The sequence below is a fragment of the Aeromonas sp. QDB31 genome, from assembly GCF_027707605.1.
Classification (GTDB): domain Bacteria; phylum Pseudomonadota; class Gammaproteobacteria; order Enterobacterales; family Aeromonadaceae; genus Aeromonas; species Aeromonas media.
In genome coordinates, this window is record NZ_JAPCIX010000017.1 from 74322 (window position 1) to 96075 (window position 21754).

Sequence of the window (21754 nt, forward strand, 5' to 3'; positions counted from 1 at the left end):
GGCAACTCTGATGAAAACCCTTATTGCCTCCCTGTTGCTGCTGGCGGGCTTGTTCGGCGCCGGTCAGGCCAGCGCCGCCATCGACGTCTACACCTTCGACAGCGATGCCCAGGAGCAGACCTTCCGCGAGTTGACCAAGGAGCTGCGCTGTCCCAAGTGCCAGAACCAGGACATCGCGGACTCCAATGCCGGGCTCGCCAAGGATTTGCGGGACAAGACCTACCAGATGGTACGCGAGGGCAAGGAGAAGCAAGAGGTGGTGGATTACATGGTGGCCCGTTACGGCAACTTCATCCTGTATGATCCGCCCCTGATGGCCTCCACCCTGATCCTCTGGCTTGGCCCCCTGCTGGTCATCGTCATCGGCGCCACCACGGTCGTGGTGCGCAGCCGCCGTGCCCCGGCGGCGACAAAACGAATGGATAACGCCCTGAGCGAAGAAGAGCGGCGCCGTCTGGCCGAGTTGCTCAAAGAGGAAGAGAAACAATGACCGCATTTTGGATAGTGATCGCGGCCCTGCTGGTGCTGGCGAGCCTGGCGCTGATCCTGCCGCTGTGGCGCGGCGAGGGCAGGCAGAGCATCAGCCGCTCGGCGCTCAACAAGCAGCTCTACCGTCAGCGTCTGCTGGAGATAGGCGAGGAGCGTGAGCAGGGGATACTGGCCGAGGAGTCCGAGTCCTTGGTGGAGCTGCAACGCAGCCTGCTGGACGACATCCCCGACGTGGAGCAGAGCGCCCGTGGCGGCAAGAGCCTGACTTGGATCCCGGGTGTGCTGGTGCTGGTGGTGGTGAGTCTGGGGCTTTATTACAAGCTGGGGGCCTGGCAGGAGGTGAGCCGCTGGCAGGATGCCAGCAGCCGGCTCGGGGAGCTGAGCAACCGTATCCTGGTGGAGCGGGATAGCAATGTCACTGAGCAGGATCTGCTGGACTTCACCCTGGGGCTGCGCACCCGGCTGAAAGAAGAACCGAGCGACTATCGTGGCTGGCTGCTGCTGGGGCGTCTGACCCTGGATGGCAATGACCCCGAGATGGCCCGCGAGGCGCTGGAGCGGGCCTACTCCCTGGCCCCGCAGAAGGCCATGGTGGCGGTGCCCTATGCCCAGGCCCTGATGATGACGGGGGAGGAGGCCAGAGCGGATCAGCTGCTGCAGGCGGCTATTGCCCAGGATCCGGCCAACATAGAGGCGCGCTCGGTTCATGCCTTCATGGCGCTGCAAAAAGAGGACTTCCAGACCGCGCTGGTTCGCTGGCGAGCCATGTTGCCGCTGCTGGAGCAGGGCTCGACCCGCCACGCCATGGTGGAGCGCTCCATCGAGTATGCCGAGCAGCAGCTCAAGCAGCGTGGCATGGCGGCAACCCAAAGCAAACAGGCACAAACCCAGGTACTGGCGGTGAAGGAAGGGGAGTTCCCGTTGCACATCACTCTGGCGCCAGGCATCCAGTTGCCTGAGGACGCTCACCTGTTTGTGTTTGCGGTGATCCCCAACGGCCCACCCATGCCCATCGCGGTCAAGCGCATCCCGGGCCCGCAGTTGCCCCTCACCCTGTCACTGGGGGATGGGGATGCCATGATGCAGGGCAGCAAGCTGGCGGCTCATCCCGAGCTGCAGTTCAAGGCGCGCCTCTCCCGGGGCGGCAACGTGATGAACAAGGAGGGCGCCTTCGAGGGGGTCTCGGTCACGGTATCGACGAATGCTATCCCCACAGCGCCGATTGACATCCGCATCGATCACGCACTCTAATACCTCTTTTACATAGGTAGCCCGCCCCTGGAGGGGCGAGCTACCTATAATTCATGGCAATTCCCAATAAAAAGCTTAGGACTTTCATATGTATCTGCGTTCAGGAGCATTGGCAGTGGCACTGCTGTTGGGGGGCTGTGCGGGTGGCCCTCCCAAGCCGGGTCCAGAGAGCCTGGATCTCAAGGAAACCCCCAGCCGTCCCGAAGCGACCAGCACGGCCAGCGATCCCCGTGACCCCTTCCAGGGCGCCAACCGCGCCATGTGGGCCGTCAACTATGACGTGCTGGAGCCCTATGTGGCCCGCCCCGTGGTCCATGGCTATGCTCGTTATGTGCCGCAGGGGGTGCAGGACGGTATCGCGAATTTCGTGGATAACTTCGACGAGCCGAGCAGCATGGTCAACCACCTGCTGGTCGGTGACCTGAAGGGGGCGGGGACCAACCTGGGCCGCTTCACCCTCAACACCACAGTGGGTCTGCTGGGCATCTTCGACGTGGCCAGACATGCCGGCCTCGAGCGCAACATGCTGGAAATGGACACCGTACTCGGCAAGGCGGACATCGGGGATGGTGCCTACATCATGGTGCCCGTCTACGGCCCGACCACCACCCGCGAGCTGGTGGGGGATACCATCGATACTGTGTACTTCCCCTACGCGCTGCTGACTTTCCCCATGAAATTCATTCACTGGGCGCTGGATGGCCTGGGTACCCGCGCCAAGCTCATCGATCAGGAGCGGATCATCGACAATGCGCTCGATCCTTATGCCCTCACCAAGGACTTCTACCTGCAGTACAACGACGGCAAGGTGACGGGTCGCCAGCCTGAGCTCAAGCAGCAGGGCCAGCAGGAGGATGACAGCAACCTGGACGAGTATCTGGACGAGATAGACCAGTAAGGTCAATGGTTATCAGAAAGGCGCCCATGGCGCCTTTTTCGTTGCTTTCCTGCCATAAAAAAACGCCCCGCAGTGCGGGGCGTTTTGGCATGAAGCGGCTATCAGGCAGCCAGGTTCTTGGCCACGAATTCCCAGTTGACCAGGGCCCAGAAGGTTTCCATGTACTTCGGACGCAGGTTGCGGAAATCGATGTAGTAGGCGTGCTCCCACAGGTCGACGGTCAGCAGCGGGGTGGTCCCGGCTTCGGTCAGCGGGCAGCCGGCGTTGGAGGTGTTGACGATGGCCAGGGAGCCGTCGGCTTTCTTTACCAGCCAGGTCCAGCTGGAACCGAAGTTACCGATGGCAGACTTGGTGAACGCATCCTTGAACTCGGCGAAAGAGCCGAATGCCTTGTTGATGGCATCGGCCAGGGCGCCGGTAGGCTCGCCACCGCCGTTCGGGGAGAGGCAGTGCCAGTAGAAGGTGTGGTTCCAGATCTGGGCGGCGTTGTTGAAGACACCGCCGGTGGAGGTCTTGATGATCTCTTCCAGAGACTTGCCTTCAAACTCGGTACCCGGCACCAGGTTGTTCAGGTTGACCACGTAGGTGTTGTGGTGCTTGCCGTGGTGGTATTCCAGGGTTTCCTGGGAGATGTGCGGTTCCAGAGCATTGATTGCATAGGGCAGAGCGGGAAGTTCGAATGCCATTTTCTACTCTCCATTGGCTGGTCCGTGCGAAGGCGACGGTTGCAAGACATTGCATACTCTTTTCTATGTTGAAAAGAATTGTTCTTGAAATGATGGGGCCTGAATGGCCCAAAGCCCGTCGATTGTAGCAGCATCAAAGATGAGCGAACAACTCTTGATTCTCGCCATGATCCGGATCAAGCTGCGACGTATTGATTCATCACTTCTTGCATTCGGGACCGTTTGCCAGTTTGTGGTCTGCCCGGTTTGCAGTAGAATGGCCGCCGAAATCGCTCTAGTGAGGCATTTATGGAAACTATTGAAAAGATCAAACAGCAGCTGGCTGAGAATCCCGTCATCCTGTACATGAAGGGATCCCCCAAGCTACCCAGCTGCGGTTTCTCTGCCCAGGCCTCCCAGGCCCTGATGTCCTGTGGCGAGCCCTTTGCTTACGTCGACATCCTGCAAAACCCGGACATCCGTGCCGAGCTGCCGAAATTTGCCAACTGGCCGACCTTCCCGCAACTGTGGGTCGAGGGTGAGCTGGTCGGTGGTTGCGACATCATGATCGAGATGTTCCAGGCTGGCGAGCTGCAGACCCTGATCAAGGAAGTGGCCGCCAAGCACAAGCAGGATGATGCCGCCGCCGAATAAGGTCGCATCCGCATCATGCAAAAAGGGGAGCCATTGGCTCCCCTTTTCTATGGGTACGCAGGGCCTCAGCCGATGCGCTCGATCCGTGCCATATAGAAACCGTCGAAGCCGGTCTCGGAGGGGCTGACGGTGTGGTCATCCCGCAGGCGGTAGTTTTCGTTGGCCGCGAGGAATTTGTCCACCTGTTGACGGTTCTCCTGGGGCAGGATGGAGCAGGTTGCATAGACCAGCAGACCACCCACCTTCACCATCTGGCTGTAACGCTGCAGGATCTCTTCTTGCAGGGCAACCAGCACCGGCAATCGCTCGGCGGTATCACGCCACTTGGCATCCGGATTGCGCTTGAGTACGCCAAGACCGGAGCAGGGCACGTCCAACAGCACGCGGTCGGCACTCTCTTTGAGGCGCTTGACGGTCTTGCTGCTGGTGATGACCCGGGTCTCCACGTTGTGGGCACCGGCGCGGCGAGCGCGTTGCTTGAGGTTCTCCAGCTTCCACTCTTCCACGTCCATCGCCAGCAGGCGGCCTTTGCCCTCCATCATGGCGGCGATATGCAGCGTCTTGCCACCGGCACCGGCACAGGCGTCGATGACGCGCATGCCCGGGGTCACTTCCAGCGCGGCCGCGACCAGCTGGGAGCCGGCATCCTGCTGCTCGAAGCAGCCATCGGCGAAGGCCTTGGTGCGGAACAGGGCGGCGTCAGAGGTGACCTGCAGGGCAGCATCCACCCCGTCGACGGGGATGGTGGAGACGTGCTCTTTGGCCAGAATGGCCTGCAGCTCTTCCCGGCTGCACTTGAGGGTGTTGACCCGCAGGTAGCGCTTGGGCATCCAGGCCAAGGCAGCACGCTCGGCGGGCCAGGCGTCACCCAGCTGCTCGCTGCCGAGTTTTTCCAGCCAGGAAGGGCAACCATCCATCAGCACCGGGTTCTTTTTGGCCTCGGTCAGACGGCGACGGAACGCCTCTTCGTTGAAGCGATCCAGGGTCGGGTTGTTGGGCTGGGCAATCTTGTGGAAGGCGTGCCAGCTGTGCAGCAGCGGCCAGACATTTTTTTCGGCCTGACGCACCTGGATGCCGGTGAGGAAGCAATAGAGACTGAGACGACGCAGCAGGTCGCCGGTGACCAGGGCAATCCTTGCCTGTTCTTGCGGTTTGAGTTCGATGCCGGAGAAGTGACGGGCATAGGCGCGGTCGAGGGTAAGACCCTGACCCAGCACATCGTCAACGATGGCAACGACCAGATCCCCGAAACGGGGCAACAGTGGGGATTTGAGCATGAGATTAACCTTGGCCAAAAAAGGATGAACCGGCCCGTGACACAGGAGGGTTCTGAAACGGACAAATCCGCGCCATGATAGGGGCTAGACTGCATTGGTGCAACCGTCCCCATTCGGGGAATGTACAGCGGATGGTGCTGGACTTCTCACTGTGGCAGGAAAATGATGCTGAGGCAGTTCAGGCGAACGCATTGAAAAAGGAATAAAAAGATGCAGTTGATGAAATACTCTCCGCTGGCGCTGCTGGTGGCCGGTCTGATGAGCACCACCGGCCTGGCCGCCAGTGAGTGGAATACGGTGGCGGCAAAGGCCACCGCTGCCGATGGCTATGAGGTGCGAGCCAGCCAATATCGCATCGCCACCGTACCGGCCGATTACTTCGCCGGTTTGCTGGGAGGGGAGCATCGACTGGCCCTGCCGCTGCCGGATGGCAAGGAGGTGACCTTCAGCCTGCAGCCCTATGATCTGCTGCCGGCGGACCTCGCCGCCAAGTACCCCGGGATCCGGACCTTCAAGGGACACGACGAAGCAAACCCGGTCGAAACCGGGCGTGTCGATCTCGGCCCCCAGGGTTTCCACGCCATGTTCAGCCACCAGGGCCGGATGGTGTTTGTCGATCCCCTGCGCAACGGCGAGGGTTATGCGGTCTATTACCAGCAGGATGCCCACAGCCGGCTGGAAGAGGAGGCCGATCGCGTCATCGGCAGCAAGGCCGGCACGTTGGCCCGCCAGGTGCTGGTGGATGGCAACGAGCGCAAGCGCTACGTCATCGCCATCTCGGCGGCGGGGGAGTACACCCAGTATCACGGCGGGACTGTGGAGGCCGGTCTCGGTGCCATTACCACCCTGCTCAACCGGGTCAACGAGGTGTACCAGCGTGACGTGGCAGCCGAGTTCCAGCTGGCCAGCGGCAACGACACCATCATCTTCACCGACGCGGCCACGGATCCCTTCTTCAACGGGGATGACCCGTCCGGCTCTGGCCTGAGCGACGTCGACGTCAACATGCAGGTGCAGGCCGTGGCGCAGACCCAGGGGCTCGGTGCCTTCGACATCGGTCACGTGGTGAACACCGGGGGCGGTGGGCTGGCGGGGCTGGGAGTGCTCTGCACCGCGGATAAATCGGCAGGCATGACCGGTTCCTCGAACCCGGTGGGAGATGCCTTCTTCATCGACTACGTGGCCCACGAGATTGGCCACCAGTTCGGGGCCGACCATACCTTCAACGGCACCACCGGCAGTTGCGGTGGCGGCAACCGGGAGGCCAGCCAGGCCTGGGAGCCCGGCAGCGGCAGTTCCATCATGGCCTATGCCGGGATCTGCGGGGAAGAGGACCTGCAGGCCAACAGCCTGCCCTACTTCCACAGCAAGTCCATCGAGCAGATGCGGGCGCACATGGCCACGGTGTCGAGCTGCGGCACCACCCAGAGCCTCACCAACAATGCGCCTCAGGTGGCCGCAGGCAACGACCATGTGATCCCGGCCAACACCCCCTTCGTGCTCAAGGGGGCCGGCACCGATCTGGATAACGACGCCTTGAGTTACACCTGGGAGCAGATCGATCTCGGCACCGAGTCCTTCAGCGTCGCCAGCATGGTGGACGACGGCAGTCGTCCGCTGTTCCGTTTCGTGGCGCCGACCAGCGTGCCGGAACGCACTCTGCCAAGCCTTCCCTCGTTGCTCACCAACACCCTGGCGAAGGGGGAGGCTTGGCCTGCCACCAACCGTGAGCTCAACTTCCGCCTCACGGCTCGGGACGGCAAGGGGGGTGTCAGCAGCGACGACATGAAGATCCAGGTGGTCAACACCGGCAAGGCCTTTGCCCTGACCAGTCCCCTGGTGACGCCGCTGGCAGCCGGCCAGACGCAGACCATCGACTGGGACGTCGCCGGTACCAACGCGGCCCCCATCAACTGCAGCAAGGTGGATCTCTACATGACCCGGGACGAGGGGGTGAACTGGACCCTGCTCGCCGGCGGCCAGCCGAACTCGGGGTCGGCGAGTGTCGCCATTCCGGCGGGCAGTGACGGCACCGCCAGGCTGAAAGTGGCCTGCAGTGACAACCTCTTCTTTGCCATCAGTCCGCTCAAGCTGTCGGTGACCCAGCGCGTGGAAGGGGGTGGCGGTGGTGGCGGTGCCCTCGGCTTCTGGACCCTGGCCCTGGCGTTGCTGGGCTGGCAACGGAGGCGGGCATGAGACTGGCCGGTGTGCTGCTGCTCACCCTGATAGGCGGCTGCCAGGCCGATGCCGACGCCCTGGATCAGGCGATCAGTGCCAGCCTGGCCAAGCAGGATTACCGGCTGATCGTGCGGGCCGGGCGTGGCGAGGTGGCACCCGGCATTGCGGTGGGTGAACAGGCTGCAGCCAAGGCCCGTTGTGGCGTGCGCTATCTGGACGGGTTCGGCGATGTCATCAAGCCGGATCAGAAAGAGGCACATGCCAGGCTGAGCACTTATGCCAGTGAGTATAACCAGCTCATGGTGACGCATTGCCCGGCAGCATCGGGTGCTGACAAGCAGTAATACACCAATATACCCATCCAGATGAGGGGCACTTCTGCCCCCAGGTTATCCGTGGAGGCGCCAATGGCGCCTTCATTTTTCCGCTTTTGAACGGAGTCCGCTTGTTTCACCGGAGGTGTGGAGATCGGTAGTAGCAGGTTTTTTAAGCGTGATAGCGGTTTTGTGCGGATTTTCTTTTCTGTCTGTGACGCAGATCGGCCATTTACGCTGCACCATACTTGGGATCACCAAGGTAGGGCAAGGAGGCTCTATGAAGCATGGCATTGTGGTGATTATCACCAGTTTGTCTGTTCAGGTTGCGGCAGAACCCCAGTGGACCTTCATGGATGAGAGCGCGGCAAGGGGGGGCGCCTATGATGTGCGAGCTGACAAGGTCAGAGTGGTCGTTCCGGACAAGCCTTTTGAACCCGGGCATCTTGCCAGTGTGTTGACCTTGCCACTCCCAGATGGCACTACGGTGCAGTTTGATGTTCATCCCAATACCCTGCTTCCTGACTCGTTGGCCCAGCGTTACCCTTCTATCAATACCTACAATGGCAAGGCCATCGATCAGGCCACGGATACCGGTCGATTCGATGTCACCATGCATGGTTTTCACGGTTTGTTTACTCACCGGGGGCGTACCTTTTACATCGATCCGCTTCAGGACGGTTTCTCCTATGCCGTTTATGAGCAGCAGGATGCCTGGCGGCGACAGGATGTGGATCAGGTGCTGGATTCTCTGGGAGTCGATCGCGAGCGGGCCGTGCTGGTCGATGGCAATTTGCGCAAGCGCTACACCATCGCTATCTCGGCAACCGGTGAATATACCCAGTATCACGGTGGCACCAAGGTCGCTGCACTCTCGGCCATTGCAACACTGCTTAATCGGGTCAACGAAGTCTATCGCCGTGAAGTGGGTGCCGAGTTTCAGCTTGCAGCCGATACGGACAAGGTGATTTTCACCGATCCTGCAACGGATCCCTTCACCAACTCGACCCAGGATATCGCCATCAACCAGACCCAACAGGGGCTACTGTTAAATCCAACCTTTGATTTGGGCCATCTGCTGGCGACATCCGGTGGCGGCGTGGCGACCCAGAGATCCCTGTGTAACCCCTTCAGCCGTTCACGGGGCATGACGGGGGGCTCACCGCCTGTCGGCGATGCCTTCTTTATTGATTATGTGGCGCATGAGCTGGGGCATCAGTTGGGGGCCGAACACTCTTTCAACGGCACGGCCGACAGTTGTGCAACGGGTCGCAAGGCTCACTCAGCCTGGGAGCCGGGCAGTGGCTAGACCATCATGGCCTATGCCGGGATCTGTGGTGAAGAGAATCTGCAGATCAACAGCAGCCCCTTCTTTCACAGCAAGTCGATCGAGCAGATGCGCACCCTGATGGCCTCTTTGCCCTCCTGCGGCACAGATCTGGCTCTTGCCAATAATGCGCCGGTCGTGGATGCGGGGGGCGATCGGGTGATCCCCGCCAATACTCCTTTCACACTGGTCGGCAGCGCGCTGGATCTGGACGGTAATCCCCTGAGTTACACCTGGGAGCAGGTTGATCTTGGCAATGCATCCTACAGTGTGGCGACCATGGTGGATGATGGAACCCGCCCGCTGTTTCGTTTTGTCTCTCCGACATCGGAACCCCACAGAACTTTGCCCGCCATGAGCTCGCTGATCTCGGGTGTATTGGCCAAAGGAGAGGCGTGGCCTGCGACCAATCGTAACCTTCAGTTCCACCTTACTGTGCGCGATGGGCAGGGGGCGGTGAGCAGTGATGAAATGGTGGTACAGGTGATCAATACCGGCGCGGCATTTGCTATCACTGCCCCACAGGTCGGCACCATGGTTGCGGGTAGTACCCAGATGGTGACATGGGATGTTGCAGGGACCGATCAGCCTCCCATTAACTGCTCTCGCGTGGATTTGGCACTGACACAGAATGGCGGCTCTAGCTGGACTACGCTGGCAAGCGGTCTGGCCAATAACGGCTCGACCAGTGTGGTGTTGCCTGCATCGTTGACCAGCACGGCCAGGCTGAAGCTGGCATGCAGCAATAATATTTTTTTCTCTATCAATGGAATAAAAGGTAATGCGTCGGCTACGACGGAGAGTGCAAGCGTGATTAACAATAACAGTGCGGGTGGCGGCGGTGGTGGCGGCGCAGTAAGTCTTATCGTGATCTTCCTGATGGGAGGGGCAGCCGGATGGCGCAGATATTACGGCTAGTCGCCAGTTTGCTGCTTCTGCATATATGCGCAGAACAGGTTGTGGCCGCCTCTATGACCGAGACAATAGAGGAGAGTCTTGCCGCTCAGGATTATCGGCTCATCGTACGCGGCGGGCGTGGCGGCATGGCCCCAGGAGTTGTGGAGTCACTGCAAGCAGAAGCGAGAACCCGGTGCGGGGTGCGTTATCTGGAAGGATTCGGCGATGTGATTGAGATAGGCAAGGAGGCGGAGTTCAAGCAGCGGATTGACTATGCCACCCGATATAACCGACGGATGCTGGAAAAGTGCATGCCAGAGGCGATTGAGAGGTAATTGAGAGGTAATAGTGTGCAGGTAAGCACAGCGGGGAGGCAGTTGCCTCCCCGCTGCGTTATGGCTTGTCACTGGCAGACGGGCGGAGCACAATGCCTGCGTCACTCTCTTGATGGTCGTGGAACCATTATTTATTTGAAGGAAAATCAAGATGATGGATGTTGCTGATCTGCGTCGCGAATACACCAGGGGCGGACTGCACCGGGTCGATCTGCCGGCCGAGCCCCTCGCCCTGTTCGAGAAGTGGCTGGCCCAGGCGTGCGAGGCCAGGCTGACCGATCCCACCGCCATGGTGGTGGCGACCGTGGATGCCGAGGGGCAACCCTGGCAGCGTACCGTGCTGCTCAAGCATTACGATGCCGAGGGGATGGTCTTTTACACCAACATGGGCAGCCGCAAGGCACACCAGCTGGAAGGCAACCCGCGTATCAGTCTGCTCTTCCCCTGGCACACCCTGGACCGTCAGGTGCACGTGACCGGTCGGGTGGAGAAGATGAGCACCTTCGAGGTGATGAAGTACTTCCACAGCCGCCCCAAGGACAGTCAGATAGCCGCCTGGGTTTCCAAACAGTCGACCCGCATCTCGGCCCGTGGCGTGCTGGAGGCCAAGTTCCTCGAGCTCAAGCAGAAGTTTGCCAATGGCGAGGTGCCGCTGCCGAGCTTCTGGGGTGGTTTCCGGGTGCGGATCGAGACGGTGGAGTTCTGGCAGGGGGGTGAGCATCGCCTGCACGATCGCTTCTATTACAGCCGCGAGGGGGATGGCTGGCACATCGAGCGCCTGGCCCCCTGATGAACATAGCCCGGCTCAAGAACTTCACCGAGATAGTGAAGAACAACTTCAACATCTCGGCGACGGCGGAGAAGCTCTACACCTCCCAGCCGACCCTCAGCAAGCAGATGAAGATGCTGGAGGAGGAGCTGGGGCTGGCGCTGTTCACCCGCAAGGGCAAGAACCTGGCGGGCCTGACCCCCATGGGGGGAGCAGGTGATGGAGCTGGCCAAGGGGGTGGTGGCCTAGGTCGAACAGATTGGCCAGCTCTCCCTCGGTGACCAGCTGGCCACCAGCGGGGTGCTGCGCATCGCCACCACCCACACCATGGCCCGCTACAAGCTGCCCGCGGTGATCACCGCTTTCTCCCGCCGCTACCCAGCGGTGAGCATCCAGCTGCATCAGGGGGCGCCGGCCCAGCTGGCACAGATGGTAGAAAACGGGGACGTGGAGATGGCCATCGCCACCGAGTCCATGCACCTGTTCGAGGAGCTGGCGACCGTTCCCTGTTACCGCTGGGGGCGCGGCGTGGTGGTGCCCCACGGTCATCCGCTGCTCGACTGCCAGCCGCTGGCCATGGCGGATCTGGCCCGATATCCCCTCATCACTTATGTGTTCGGCTTCACCGGCAGCTCCAAGATGGACAAGGCGTTCGGCCGTCATGGCCTCAGTCCCCGCATCGTGCTGACCGCCACCGACAGCGACATCATCAAGCACTATGTGCGCCTCGGCATGGGGGTGGGAGTGATCGCCACCTCGGCGTTCGACGAGGCGGACAGGGAGAGCCTGGTCTGTCTCAACATCGATCATCTGATCGCCTCGAGCACAGCCCATGTCTGCCTGCGCAGGCACGCCCATCTGCGGGACTACATGTACGACTTCATCCACCTCTATGCTCCCCATGTGAGCCGGGAGACGGTGCAGCTGGCGCTGCTGAACCAGTCGCTCCCCACCAGTGCGGCGACCCTGCCCTGGTTGTAGCGCCGGATCTATGCCGCGGCGCGACATGGCAGGGATAGAAAGAGAGGCGTAATGGACAGGCGTCGAGGGTGCAGGGTGACGAGGCCCTCTTCCCCGAGCAGTGAGGTGAGGGGCTGCGGGAATGAGGTCAGAGAGCGATTCCAGCTGGGCGACATCGCTGGCGTGAAGGCGGTCATGGTCCTGTTCGATACGCATAAAAAATCCGAAACCAAATCAACTGGTTTCGGATTTTTACACCGCAGAGGGTCGGTCAATGGCCCCTGGATTGCCCGACATTAACGCCGCAGCGTCCCTTCTTGCTGTTTCTGCCGGGATCATCCCCCCCGCTGAAAGCGGAAGCGCTTCTTGCGCCGGTAGGGATAGACATCCTCGAACACCCCCTCCTTGATGTTGCCCTGCAGCATCTTCCAGTAGTTGGCATCAAACAGCTCCTTGTGCACCTGCATCATGATCTCCCGCACCTGGGGCTTTTGCAGCAGGAAGGTGGCGAACTCCTCGGGGAAGATGTCATTGGGGGCCACCGAGTACCAGGGCTCGGCGCTCCACTCGTCCTCCGGGTAGCGTGGCGGCGGGATCTGGCGGAAGTTGCACTCCGTCATGTAGCAGATCTCGTCGTAGTCATAGAACACCACCCGGCCGTGGCGGGTCACGCCGAAGTTCTTGAACAGCATGTCGCCGGGGAAGATGTTGGCCGCCGCCAGCTGCTTGATGGCGTTGCCGTACTCCTCCAGCGCGAGCCGGGTCTGCTGCTCGTCCGCCTGATCCAGATAGAGGTTGAGCGGGATCATCTTGCGCTCGGTGTAGAGGTGCTTGATAACCAGCTTGTCGGCCGTAATGGTGAGCGCCGAGGGGGCCACCGACTTGAGCTCGGCCAGCAGTTCGGGGGAGATGCGATCGAGGGGAAACTCGAAGTTGGTGAATTCCTGGGTGTCGGCCATCCGGCCCACCCTGTCGTGCTGTTTCACCAGCCGGTATTTCGCCTTCACCTGCTCGTGGCTCACGTCCTTGGGCGGCGTGAACTCGTCTTTTATCACCTTGAACACCACATCGTAGGAGGGGAGGGTGAACACGCTCATCACCATCCCCTTGATGCCGGGTGCGATGACGAACTGCTCCCGGCTCTGGGCCAGGTGTTGCTGGTAGTGGCGATAGAGCTCGGTCTTGCCGTGCTTCTGGCAGCCGATGGCGTTGTAGATCTCGTAGTCCGGCTTGCGGGGCATGATCTGGCGCAGGAACAGCACGAACAGGGCCGGCACCGGGGCATAGACCATGAAGTAGGCGCGGGCGAAGCCGAATACGATGGAGGCCAGCTCAGGCTCGAAGATGACGGTGTCCACATAGATGCTCTGGCCGGTGCTGAGCAGCGGCAGGATGAAGGGATGCACCTCGCCTTTCACCCGAATGAGGCCCACCAGATAGGCCCCCTTGTTGCGGTAAAACACCTCCTTCAAGAGCTCGATGGCGAATGGCTCCTCGTGCAGTATGGCCGGGCCGCTCTCCGCCAGATGGCGGTGAATGTCGATGATGTCCCGCTGCTTGTCCTCAAAGGGCAGGGTGAAGCTGTAATCCCCGAGCAGCTGGCTCAGGGTCTGCGGCAGGTGGGCAAGGTCGGTGCGATAGACTCGCAGCAAGGCGCTCAGATCCGGGTGCTCACCCCGACTGCGAAAGGGGTGGATGTAGAGATTCTCGTCGCGGATGTTGCGATGGCGGAAGATCCGGCGATAGACGGAGTTGAAGAAGGACTCCGCCACCTCGAAGTTCTCGCAGCGGGGCAGCAGATCGCTGAAGGCCCCCTTCACCTGCTTGAGCAGGGCCTGGGTCGGCAACTGCTCCCCCATCATCTGCTTGATGAGGGCGGTGGTGGCACCGACGTGATGATCATAGAGGCGAATGCGCTCGCGCCCGGCGAGCTGCACCCCCAACCAGTCGCTGTTCTCGAAGCGGCTCTTGCTGCCCTGGGTTATCTCGAGAAAGCGGCTGTAAAACGACTCGAAACGCTGCAAGATCGTCTCGGCGACCGCCTGTTCCAATGGCTGCTGCATCTCTCTCTTCCTTGTGATGTATCGGGCCGATGGCGTCTGTGCCGGTAGGCAACGGGCTCACTCGTCCGGCCACTATGGCAACATCCAAACATCTGTTCAAGTGGCAATGTTCGGGGATAAACGGTAGATTGCGCCCCTGTTTTACCGGCGGTTTGCTGCAGTTCGCGGCGTCGGCCCTGTTCAGGAGAAACCCGATGAAACTCTATTTTGTACTGGTAGCCCCCGCTCGCGCGGCCAATGTGGGTGCGGCCGCTCGCGCCATGAAAACCATGGGCTTCGATGCCATGCGACTGGTAGGGAGCCGGGTACACGAAGAGGAGGAGGCGAGCTGGGTCGCCCATGGCGCCCAGGAGATCCTGACCGAGGCACGCGCCTTCGACACCCTGGAGGAGGCCCTTGCCGACATGGATCTGGTGGTCGCCACCACGGCCCGCCAGCGTGGCCGTTATCAGCACTACCTCACCCCGGCCGAGATCCGCGATCAGATCCGCGCCAAGCCTTCCCTCGAAAAGGTGGCCATCGTGTTTGGCTGCGAGGAGTCCGGCCTCTCCAACGAGCAGCTTGCCCAGGTGGACCTCATCAGCTATCTGCCCCTCAAGGTGAGTTATCCCTCTTTGAACCTGGGGCAGGCGATCATGCTGTATGCCTACGAGATGAGTCCCCTGCTGGACGAGCCCGAGGCCGTAGCAGAAAATTTTGATGGTACCGGGCAGGTTCGCGTACTCAAATCAAAAACAGCAGAATTGCTTGGTGAACTCGGAGTTTATCAGGATGAAAAGCTGCATCAATGGGTGATGGACCGAGTACCCATGCTGCCGCAGCGGGATCTGAATATGCTGCATCTGCTCTGCAAAGACCTCGCCCGCAAGTTTGGCAAAGAGGTTTAGGTTGACAGCCCAAGGTCCGGCAAGGTATTGCTAACAACCAGTTTCGTTCAAGAGTGTTCGTCATGCAGCTATTCACCAACATCATCACCACCACCATTATTACCGGTACCACCACAGGTGGCACTGGGGCCGGTTGATGCGCTGACGAACAAGCACAGAAATCTTAAAAGGCCCGTACCCACCCAGTACGGGCCTTTTTGTTGGATTGGTTTTTAGATTGCATTTCATAGATTTACAGGGAGAGAAAGCGATGAGAGTGTTGAAATTTGGCGGGTCGTCACTGGCCGACGCAGAGCGTTTCTTACGGGTCGCCGATATCGCGGTGAACACCCACGGCCAATCCCAGGTTGCCCTAGTGCTGTCGGCTCCGGCCAAGGTGACCAACCACCTGGTGGCCCTGGTAGAGCAGACCAGTCGTGGCATGGATGCCAGCAATACCCTGTTTGAAATCAACGGCATCTTCTCCCGCCTGCTGGCGGGTTTGAAGGCGGCCTACCCGGCGCTGGATGACAAGGCGTTGCAGGCTCGCCTCACCGCCGAGCTGGATCAGGTAGAGCGCCTGATGCAGGGCATCCGCCTGCTGGGGCTCTGCCCGGACAATGTCCAGGCCCGCATCCTGAGCCGGGGGGAGAACCTCTCCATCGCCTTCATGCACGAGTTGCTGCGGGTGCGCGGTCTCGAACTGGATCTCATCGTGCCGGAGCAGCTGCTGGTGACCGACGGCGGTTACCTCGAAGCCCATGTGGACATCGAGGCCTCCCGCCTGCGCTTTGCCGCCAAGGGCTTGCGCTCCGATTGCCTCTACCTGATGCCGGGCTTCACCGGTGGCAGCGACAAGGGCGAAACCGTGCTGCTGGGCCGTAACGGCTCCGACTACTCCGCCGCCGTGCTGGCCGCCTGTGTGGATGCCGAATGCTGCGAGATCTGGACAGACGTCGAGGGTTGCTACAACTGTGACCCGCGCCTGGTGCCGGACGCCTACCTGCTCAAAACCCTCTCCTATAAAGAGGCGATGGAGCTCTCCTACTTCGGCGCCAAGGTGTTGCACCCGAAAACCATCGCCCCCGTGGCCCAGTTCCACATTCCCTGCCTCATCAAGAACAGCTTCAACCCGCAGGGGCCGGGGACGCTTATCGGCGTCGAGCAGGGGGATGATGACCTGAAAGTGAAGGCCATCTCGGATCTCTCCGGCATGTGCATGTTCAACGTCTCCGGCCCCGGCATGAAGGGCATGGTGGGCATGGCGGGCCGGATCTTCTCCGCCGTCTCCCGCGCCGGGGTCAGCATAGTGCTGATCACCCAGTCATCCTCCGAGTACAGCGTCAGCTTCTGTATCCACAGCTACGACAGCGACAAGACGCGCAAGGTGCTGGAGCGTGAGTTCGAGCTGGAATTCAAGAACCAGCTGCTGGACCCGCTCGAGATCATGACCGATCTGGCCATCATCTCCCTCATCGGGGACGGCATGCGCACTTCCAAGGGGATGGCGGCACGCTTCTTCACCTCCCTGGCGCAAGCCTCCATCAACATCGTCGCCATCGCGCAAGGGTCGAGTGAGCGCTCCATCTCGGCGGTGGTGCGGGATCGCAAGGTGGCGGAAGCCATCAAGGCGTGCCACCAGAACTTCTTCGGCAGCCAGCAGTTCATCGATCTCTTCGTGGTCGGTGTGGGTGGCGTCGGTGCGGCCCTGGTGGATCAGATTGCCCGCCAGCAGCCGGTACTGGCCGAGCAGGGCACCGGCCTGCGGGTGGTGGGTATCGCCAACAGTCGCCAGATGGCGGTCAACAAGGATGGCTTGAATCTCGCCAACTGGCGTGAGCAACTGGTGGAGGCCCGTGACAGCTTCAGCCTGGAGGCGGTGAAGAAGCTGGTGGAAGAGAGCCACCTCATCAACCCGGTGATCGTCGATTGCACCTCGAGCGAGGCCGTTGCCGTGCAGTATGCGGACTTCCTGGCCGCCGGTTTCCACGTGGTTACCCCGAACAAGAAGGCCAATACCGGGTCGCTGGATTACTACAAGGCGCTGCGCCGCACCGCCCGTCAGACCCGTCGCAAGTTCCTATACGAAACCAACGTAGGCGCGGGCCTGCCGGTCATCGAGAACCTGCAGAACCTGATCAAGGCCGGTGACAAGCTGCGCGCCTTCGACGGCGTGCTGTCCGGCTCGCTCTCCTTCATCTTCGGCAAGCTGGACGAGGGGATGGCTTTCTCCGAGGCGACCCAAATCGCCCGCAGCAACGGCTTCACCGAGCCGGATCCCCGCGACGATCTCAACGGCATGGACGTGGCCCGCAAGCTCTTGATCCTGGCCCGCGAGGCCGGCATGGCGCTGGAGCTGTCCGACGTGGAAGTGGAGCAGGCGTTGCCGCCGGGCTTTGACGTCAGCGGCGATGTGGAAGCCTTCATGGCCCGCCTGCCCGAGGCCGACGGCTGGTTCCGCGACCAGTTCGCGGCCGCCCAGCGTGAAGGCAAGGTGCTGCGCTATGTGGGCTCCATCGAGGGGGGCAAGTGCAAGGTCGCCATCAAGGCGGTCGGCGCCGACGAGCCCCTGTTCAAGGTAAAAGACGGGGAGAACGCGCTCGCCTTCTTCTCCACCTACTACCAGCCCATCCCGCTGGTGCTGCGCGGCTATGGCGCAGGGACCGAAGTGACCGCCGCCGGCGTCTTCGCCGACGTGCTGCGCACCCAGAACTGGAAGCAGGAGCTGTAACATGAGTTCAGCGATGAACCCCGATTTTGAACAAGATGCCATGGCGCAGGGCGGCAGCGTGGTCGCCTATGCACCGGCCTCCAGCGCCAACCTGAGCGTGGGATTCGATGTACTGGGGGCGGCGCTCGCCCCCGTGGATGGCTCCCTGCTGGGGGATCGCGTCCAGGTCAAATCGGCAGAGGTGCCTTTCGCCCTCTCCTCCGTGGGCCGCTACGCCCACAAGCTGCCGGATGATCCCAAGAAGAACATCCTTTATGACTGCTGGGTCGCCTATGGCGAGGCGCTGGAGAAGCGTGGCCTGGGCCTCAAGCCGCTGGAGATGGTGCTGGAGAAGAACCTGCCGGTGGGCTCGGGTCTGGGCTCCAGCGCCTGCAGCGTGGTGGCGGCGCTGGAAGGGCTCAACGCCTTCCACGGCGCGCCCCTCAATGAACACGACATGCTGCTGCTGATGGGGGAGATGGAAGGCAAGATTTCCGGCTCCGTTCACTACGACAACGTGGCTCCCTGTTATCTCGGCGGTATGCAGCTGGTGCTGGAAGAGCACGGCGTCATCAGCCAGGGCATACCGGTGTTCGAGCAGTGGTACTGGGTGGTCTGCTACCCGGGCACAGTCGTCTCCACCGCCGCCGCCCGCGCCATCCTGCCCGCGCAGTATCGCCGTCAGGATTGCCTCACCTACGGTCGCCGCCTGGCGGCCTTCGTGCACGCCAGCTACACAGGACAAGAGGGGCTGGCGGCCAGCGTATTGAAGGACGTGATCGCCGAGCCCTACCGTGCGGCGCTCATTGAAGGCTTCAACGAGGTGCGGGCCCAGGGCGCCCAGAACGGGGCACTCGCCACCGGCATCTCGGGCTCCGGTCCCACCGTGTTCGTGGTGATGAAGGATCTGGCCCAGGCCGAACGGATGAAAGAGTGGATGGAGGCGCACTTCGTGCGCAATGAAGATGGATTTGCCCGGGTCTGCAAAGTAGACATCGAAGGGGCACGGGTAACAGGAAGCGAGCTATGAATCTTTACAATATCAAGGACAAGAGTGAACAGGTCAGCTTTGCCCAGGCGGTGCGCCAGGGTCTGGGTCGCGAGCAGGGGCTCTTCTTCCCCGAAACCATCGCACCCCTGACCGAGGTTGATGCCCTGCTGGACTTGCCGCTGGCCGAGCGCTCCGCGCGCATCATCAGCCACCTGCTGGGGGACGAAGTGCCCAAGCCTAAGGTGAGCGAGCTGATCAATGCCGCCTTCACCTTCCCGGCGCCGCTGGTGAAGCTGAAAGACGGCACCTATGCCCTCGAGCTGTTCCACGGCCCGACCCTGGCGTTCAAGGACTTCGGCGGTCGCTTTATGGCCCAGTGCCTCGCGACCTTCCGCACCAACGACAAGATCACTATCCTCACCGCCACCTCGGGCGACACCGGCGCCGCCGTGGCCCACGCCTTCTACGGGCTGGAGGGGATTGAGGTGGTCATCCTCTACCCCAAGGGCAAGATCAGCCCCTTGCAGGAGGCGCTGTTCTGCACCCTCGGCGGCAACATCCGCACCATCGCCATCGACGGCGACTTCGATGCCTGTCAGGCGCTGGTCAAAGATGCCTTCGACGACGAGGGGCTCAAGACCGCCATCGGCCTCAACTCCGCCAACTCCATCAACATCAGCCGCCTGCTGGCCCAGGTCTGCTACTACTTCGAGGCGGTGGCCCAACTGCCCAAGGGCGATCGTGCCAAGGCGGTCATCAGCGTGCCGTCCGGCAACTTCGGCAACCTCACTGCGGGTCTCATCGCCAAGGCGCTGGGGCTGCCGGTGAAGCGCTTCATCGCCGCCACCAATGCCAACGACACAGTGCCGCGCTACTTGAAAACCGGCAGCTGGGAGCCACACCAGACGGTGGCAACGCTGTCCAATGCCATGGACGTGAGCCGCCCCAACAACTGGCCGCGCGTGGAAGAGCTGTGCCGCCGCGAAGGTTGGGCGCTGGAAACCTTGGGGTCTGGCATGCGCAGCGATGCCGAGACTCGCGATGCCCTTAAACGCCTGCACCAGCTCGATTACCTGTGCGAGCCTCACGGCGCCATCGCCTGGGATCTGCTGAATGAGCAGCTCGCCGAGGACGAAGTAGGGGTCTTCCTCTGCACCGCTCATCCCGCCAAGTTCAAGGAGTCGGTGGACGAGATCCTGGGTCTGGATGTGCCGCTGCCGGGCCCGCTCGCCAAGCACGCCGCCCTGCCGCTGCTCTCCCACAACCTGCCCGCCGACTTTGGCCGCCTCAAGGCCTTCCTGCTCGGTTAAGCCGCCATGAGACGCTGAAGATCCCCCGCTTTTATATCGAGAGCGGGGGATTTTTTATGTCCGGTATAGGGCGGGGAAACCCGCATTGGATTAAGCACCATTTCACGATCAGAGCGTGAGCAGATCCTAAGGAGCACTGTATGAGCCAACATCCCCTTCGCACATTGATCGAGACCTGCGACGCAGCCATCTCCCGGCGCGACTTCGACGCCCTGATGGCCTTCTATGCAGAGGACGCCGCCCTGGTGGTCAAACCCGGCATGGTGGCGCGCGGCATTCCCGCCATCCGCCGCGCCTTCACCGCCATCTCCGATTACTTTGACGGCCGGCTTGAGGTGACCCAGGGAGCCATGGAGGTGATAGAGGGGGCCGACAACGCCCTGGTGATCATGGAGACCCGGCTGCGCTACCCGGACGCGCCAGGCGGCCTGGTGGACGAGACCCGCCGCGCCACCTATGTGTTTCGCAAAGAGCCCGGCGGGCAGTGGCGCTGCACCGTCGACAACTCCTACGGCACTGCGCTGCTGGAGAGTAAATCGGGAGAGAGTAAATCGGAGTAAATCGGCGAGTAAATCGGGACACCCACCTTTTTGACAGCGGCTTAGTCGTGTACTTGGCTTGAGAGGTCACAGCCCAGGGGGTGAGCCATGACCATTGCCCGTTCACGTCAAATCAGCCTGCAAGATACGCCTTACTACCATGTGGTCAGCCGCTGCGTGCGGCGAGCTTTTCTGTGCGGGGAAGATGCCCATTCTGGTCAGAGTTACGAGTATCGTCGCCAGTGGGTGGTCGACAAGCTGGGCCAACTGTCGCGACTGTTTGCCATCGGTATTTGCGCTTATGCGGTGATGAGCAACCACTATCACCTGGTGCTCAAAGTGGAGCCCGACACCGCAGCAAGTTGGAGTGAGCGGGAGGTGGCCGAACGTTGGGCGGCACTGTTCCAGTGGCCGCTATTGGTGCGGCGCTGGTATCAGGGGGAATCCCTGATTGAGCCCGAATGGACTGTGGTGCAACAACTGATAGGGCAGTGGCGGGAGCGGCTTCATTCCATCAGCTGGTTTGTGCGGCTGCTCAATGAAAACCTGGCACGGCAGGCTAATCGGGAAGATAGCTGCAAGGGCCATTTCTGGGAAGGGCGCTTCAAGAGTCAGGCTCTGCTCACCGAATCAGCCCTGCTGGCCTGCATGGCCTACGTTGATCTCAACCCGATACGGGCGGCATTGGCGGACCGACCTGAGGAGAGCGATTACACCAGCATCAAGCAACGCTTTGAGGGAGAGCAACCAGACGCGCCATTGCCACCTTTGTTGCTGCCATTCGCAAGCCAAGCCCAACCGGAGGGCCTGCCTTATGCCTTTATCGATTATCTAATGCTGGTGGATTGGACAGGTCGCGCGATAAGAGCTGACAAGAGGGGTTATATTCCTGCTCACCTGGCTCCCATTCTGGCGCGATTGGGCCTTGATGGTGCCCGTTGGTTGAAACAAGTGACACTGTTCAGGCGCCAGGGCATCAGAGTGGTGGGTGACAGGGAGCATTGCCAGCGCTTTGCGCAGCACTGTGGGCAGCAACGATGTCACCAGCCGCCTTGTTAATCCGTTAGATCCCGTTTTACCCCCCTTGGCATTTGTTTGGTGTTAGGCATTACCACGTCTGAACACGCGCTCACCACGTCTGAACACGTGGCCCGCCAAGTAAAAATCGCTTGCTTGCCCGATCTCTAGGGAAGGTGCGAATAAGCGGGGAAATTCTTCTCGGCTGACTCAGTCATTTCATTTTTTCAGTTTGAGCCGATCT

The 21754-nt window shown here is 61.2% G+C and carries 19 protein-coding genes and 1 pseudogene; 17 read left to right on the forward strand and 3 right to left on the reverse strand.

The annotated features are described in order from the left end of the window. Positions 1-10 precede the first annotated feature (10 nt). From PG898_RS15925 to PG898_RS15935, 3 genes are all read left to right on the forward strand, one after another. Positions 11-490, forward strand: a complete 480-nt coding sequence (locus PG898_RS15925) for a cytochrome c-type biogenesis protein (RefSeq protein ID WP_005333041.1) — start codon at positions 11-13, stop codon at positions 488-490. Then, positions 487-1740 (forward strand): c-type cytochrome biogenesis protein CcmI, encoded by a 1254-nt coding sequence (gene ccmI / locus PG898_RS15930; RefSeq protein ID WP_042648586.1) that lies wholly within the window; start codon positions 487-489, stop codon positions 1738-1740. The genes PG898_RS15925 and ccmI overlap by 4 nt, the downstream gene beginning before the upstream one ends. Before the next feature lie 88 nt (positions 1741-1828). Then, complete coding sequence (locus PG898_RS15935; RefSeq protein ID WP_042648587.1) at positions 1829-2638, forward strand: MlaA family lipoprotein; 810 nt, start codon at positions 1829-1831, stop codon at positions 2636-2638. 101 nt (positions 2639-2739) lie between these two features. Here the strand turns inward: PG898_RS15935 and sodB are convergent, their stop codons facing one another. Beyond that, the gene (gene sodB, locus PG898_RS15940) at positions 2740-3324 is read right to left on the reverse strand and encodes a superoxide dismutase [Fe] (protein ID WP_005331469.1); all 585 of its coding nucleotides are present in this window, start codon (positions 3322-3324) and stop codon (positions 2740-2742) included. 288 nt (positions 3325-3612) lie between these two features. Here sodB and PG898_RS15945 point away from each other — a divergent pair, with 288 nt between their 5' ends. Further along, a complete protein-coding gene (locus PG898_RS15945; RefSeq protein WP_005331467.1) occupies positions 3613-3957 on the forward strand; it encodes a Grx4 family monothiol glutaredoxin in 345 nt (114 codons plus the stop codon). 65 nt (positions 3958-4022) lie between these two features. Here PG898_RS15945 and PG898_RS15950 read toward each other — a convergent pair whose 3' ends face one another. Continuing rightward, the gene (locus PG898_RS15950) at positions 4023-5234 is read right to left on the reverse strand and encodes an RsmB/NOP family class I SAM-dependent RNA methyltransferase (RefSeq protein WP_270824590.1); all 1212 of its coding nucleotides are present in this window, start codon (positions 5232-5234) and stop codon (positions 4023-4025) included. A gap of 210 nt (positions 5235-5444) precedes the next feature. On the opposite strand from PG898_RS15950, the gene PG898_RS15955 reads away from it, so the two are divergent. From PG898_RS15955 to PG898_RS15990, 7 genes and pseudogenes are all read left to right on the forward strand, one after another. Next, positions 5445-7430: a reprolysin-like metallopeptidase gene (locus tag PG898_RS15955; protein WP_042648589.1), complete on the forward strand. Its 1986-nt coding sequence runs from the start codon at positions 5445-5447 to the stop codon at positions 7428-7430. Continuing rightward, on the forward strand, positions 7427-7756 hold the full coding sequence (locus tag PG898_RS15960) for a hypothetical protein (protein WP_042648590.1): 330 nt from the start codon (positions 7427-7429) through the stop codon (positions 7754-7756). The genes PG898_RS15955 and PG898_RS15960 overlap by 4 nt, the downstream gene beginning before the upstream one ends. 250 nt (positions 7757-8006) lie before the next feature. After that, positions 8007-9971 (forward strand): annotated as a pseudogene (locus tag PG898_RS21255) (reprolysin-like metallopeptidase). Between the two features lie 53 nt (positions 9972-10024). Further along, positions 10025-10285, forward strand: coding sequence for a hypothetical protein (locus tag PG898_RS15975; protein ID WP_378002259.1), 261 nt, complete (start codon positions 10025-10027; stop codon positions 10283-10285). Positions 10286-10436: 151 nt separating this feature from the next. Continuing rightward, positions 10437-11075, forward strand: coding sequence for a pyridoxamine 5'-phosphate oxidase (gene pdxH / locus PG898_RS15980; protein ID WP_042648593.1), 639 nt, complete (start codon positions 10437-10439; stop codon positions 11073-11075). Beyond that, entirely contained in the window at positions 11075-11335 is a 261-nt protein-coding gene (locus tag PG898_RS15985; protein WP_231557438.1) for a LysR family transcriptional regulator, read from the forward strand. The genes pdxH and PG898_RS15985 overlap by 1 nt, the downstream gene beginning before the upstream one ends. A 19-nt stretch (positions 11336-11354) precedes the next feature. Next, complete coding sequence (locus PG898_RS15990) at positions 11355-12035, forward strand: LysR substrate-binding domain-containing protein (protein WP_231557439.1); 681 nt, start codon at positions 11355-11357, stop codon at positions 12033-12035. Between the two features lie 314 nt (positions 12036-12349). Here PG898_RS15990 and aceK read toward each other — a convergent pair whose 3' ends face one another. Further along, positions 12350-14077 (reverse strand): bifunctional isocitrate dehydrogenase kinase/phosphatase, encoded by a 1728-nt coding sequence (gene aceK / locus PG898_RS15995; RefSeq protein WP_042648594.1) that lies wholly within the window; start codon positions 14075-14077, stop codon positions 12350-12352. 194 nt (positions 14078-14271) lie between these two features. On the opposite strand from aceK, the gene PG898_RS16000 reads away from it, so the two are divergent. The 6 genes from PG898_RS16000 (at position 14272) to PG898_RS16025 (ending at position 21552) form a co-directional block, all read left to right on the forward strand. Beyond that, positions 14272-14964, forward strand: coding sequence for a tRNA/rRNA methyltransferase (locus PG898_RS16000; RefSeq protein WP_042648595.1), 693 nt, complete (start codon positions 14272-14274; stop codon positions 14962-14964). A gap of 250 nt (positions 14965-15214) precedes the next feature. Beyond that, positions 15215-17674 carry a bifunctional aspartate kinase/homoserine dehydrogenase I gene (gene thrA, locus PG898_RS16005; protein WP_042648596.1) on the forward strand — a complete coding sequence of 820 codons (2460 nt, stop codon included), beginning with the start codon at positions 15215-15217 and terminating at the stop codon, positions 17672-17674. 40 nt (positions 17675-17714) lie between these two features. Continuing rightward, the gene (gene thrB, locus PG898_RS16010; protein WP_156139747.1) at positions 17715-18683 is read left to right on the forward strand and encodes a homoserine kinase; all 969 of its coding nucleotides are present in this window, start codon (positions 17715-17717) and stop codon (positions 18681-18683) included. Further along, positions 18680-19954, forward strand: a complete 1275-nt coding sequence (gene thrC / locus PG898_RS16015) for a threonine synthase (RefSeq protein WP_042648598.1) — start codon at positions 18680-18682, stop codon at positions 19952-19954. Before thrB ends, thrC begins: the two co-directional genes overlap by 4 nt. A 140-nt stretch (positions 19955-20094) precedes the next feature. Beyond that, the gene (locus PG898_RS16020; protein WP_042648599.1) at positions 20095-20514 is read left to right on the forward strand and encodes a YybH family protein; all 420 of its coding nucleotides are present in this window, start codon (positions 20095-20097) and stop codon (positions 20512-20514) included. Positions 20515-20601: 87 nt separating this feature from the next. Continuing rightward, on the forward strand, positions 20602-21552 hold the full coding sequence (locus PG898_RS16025) for a transposase (RefSeq protein ID WP_042648600.1): 951 nt from the start codon (positions 20602-20604) through the stop codon (positions 21550-21552). Positions 21553-21754 lie beyond the last annotated feature (202 nt).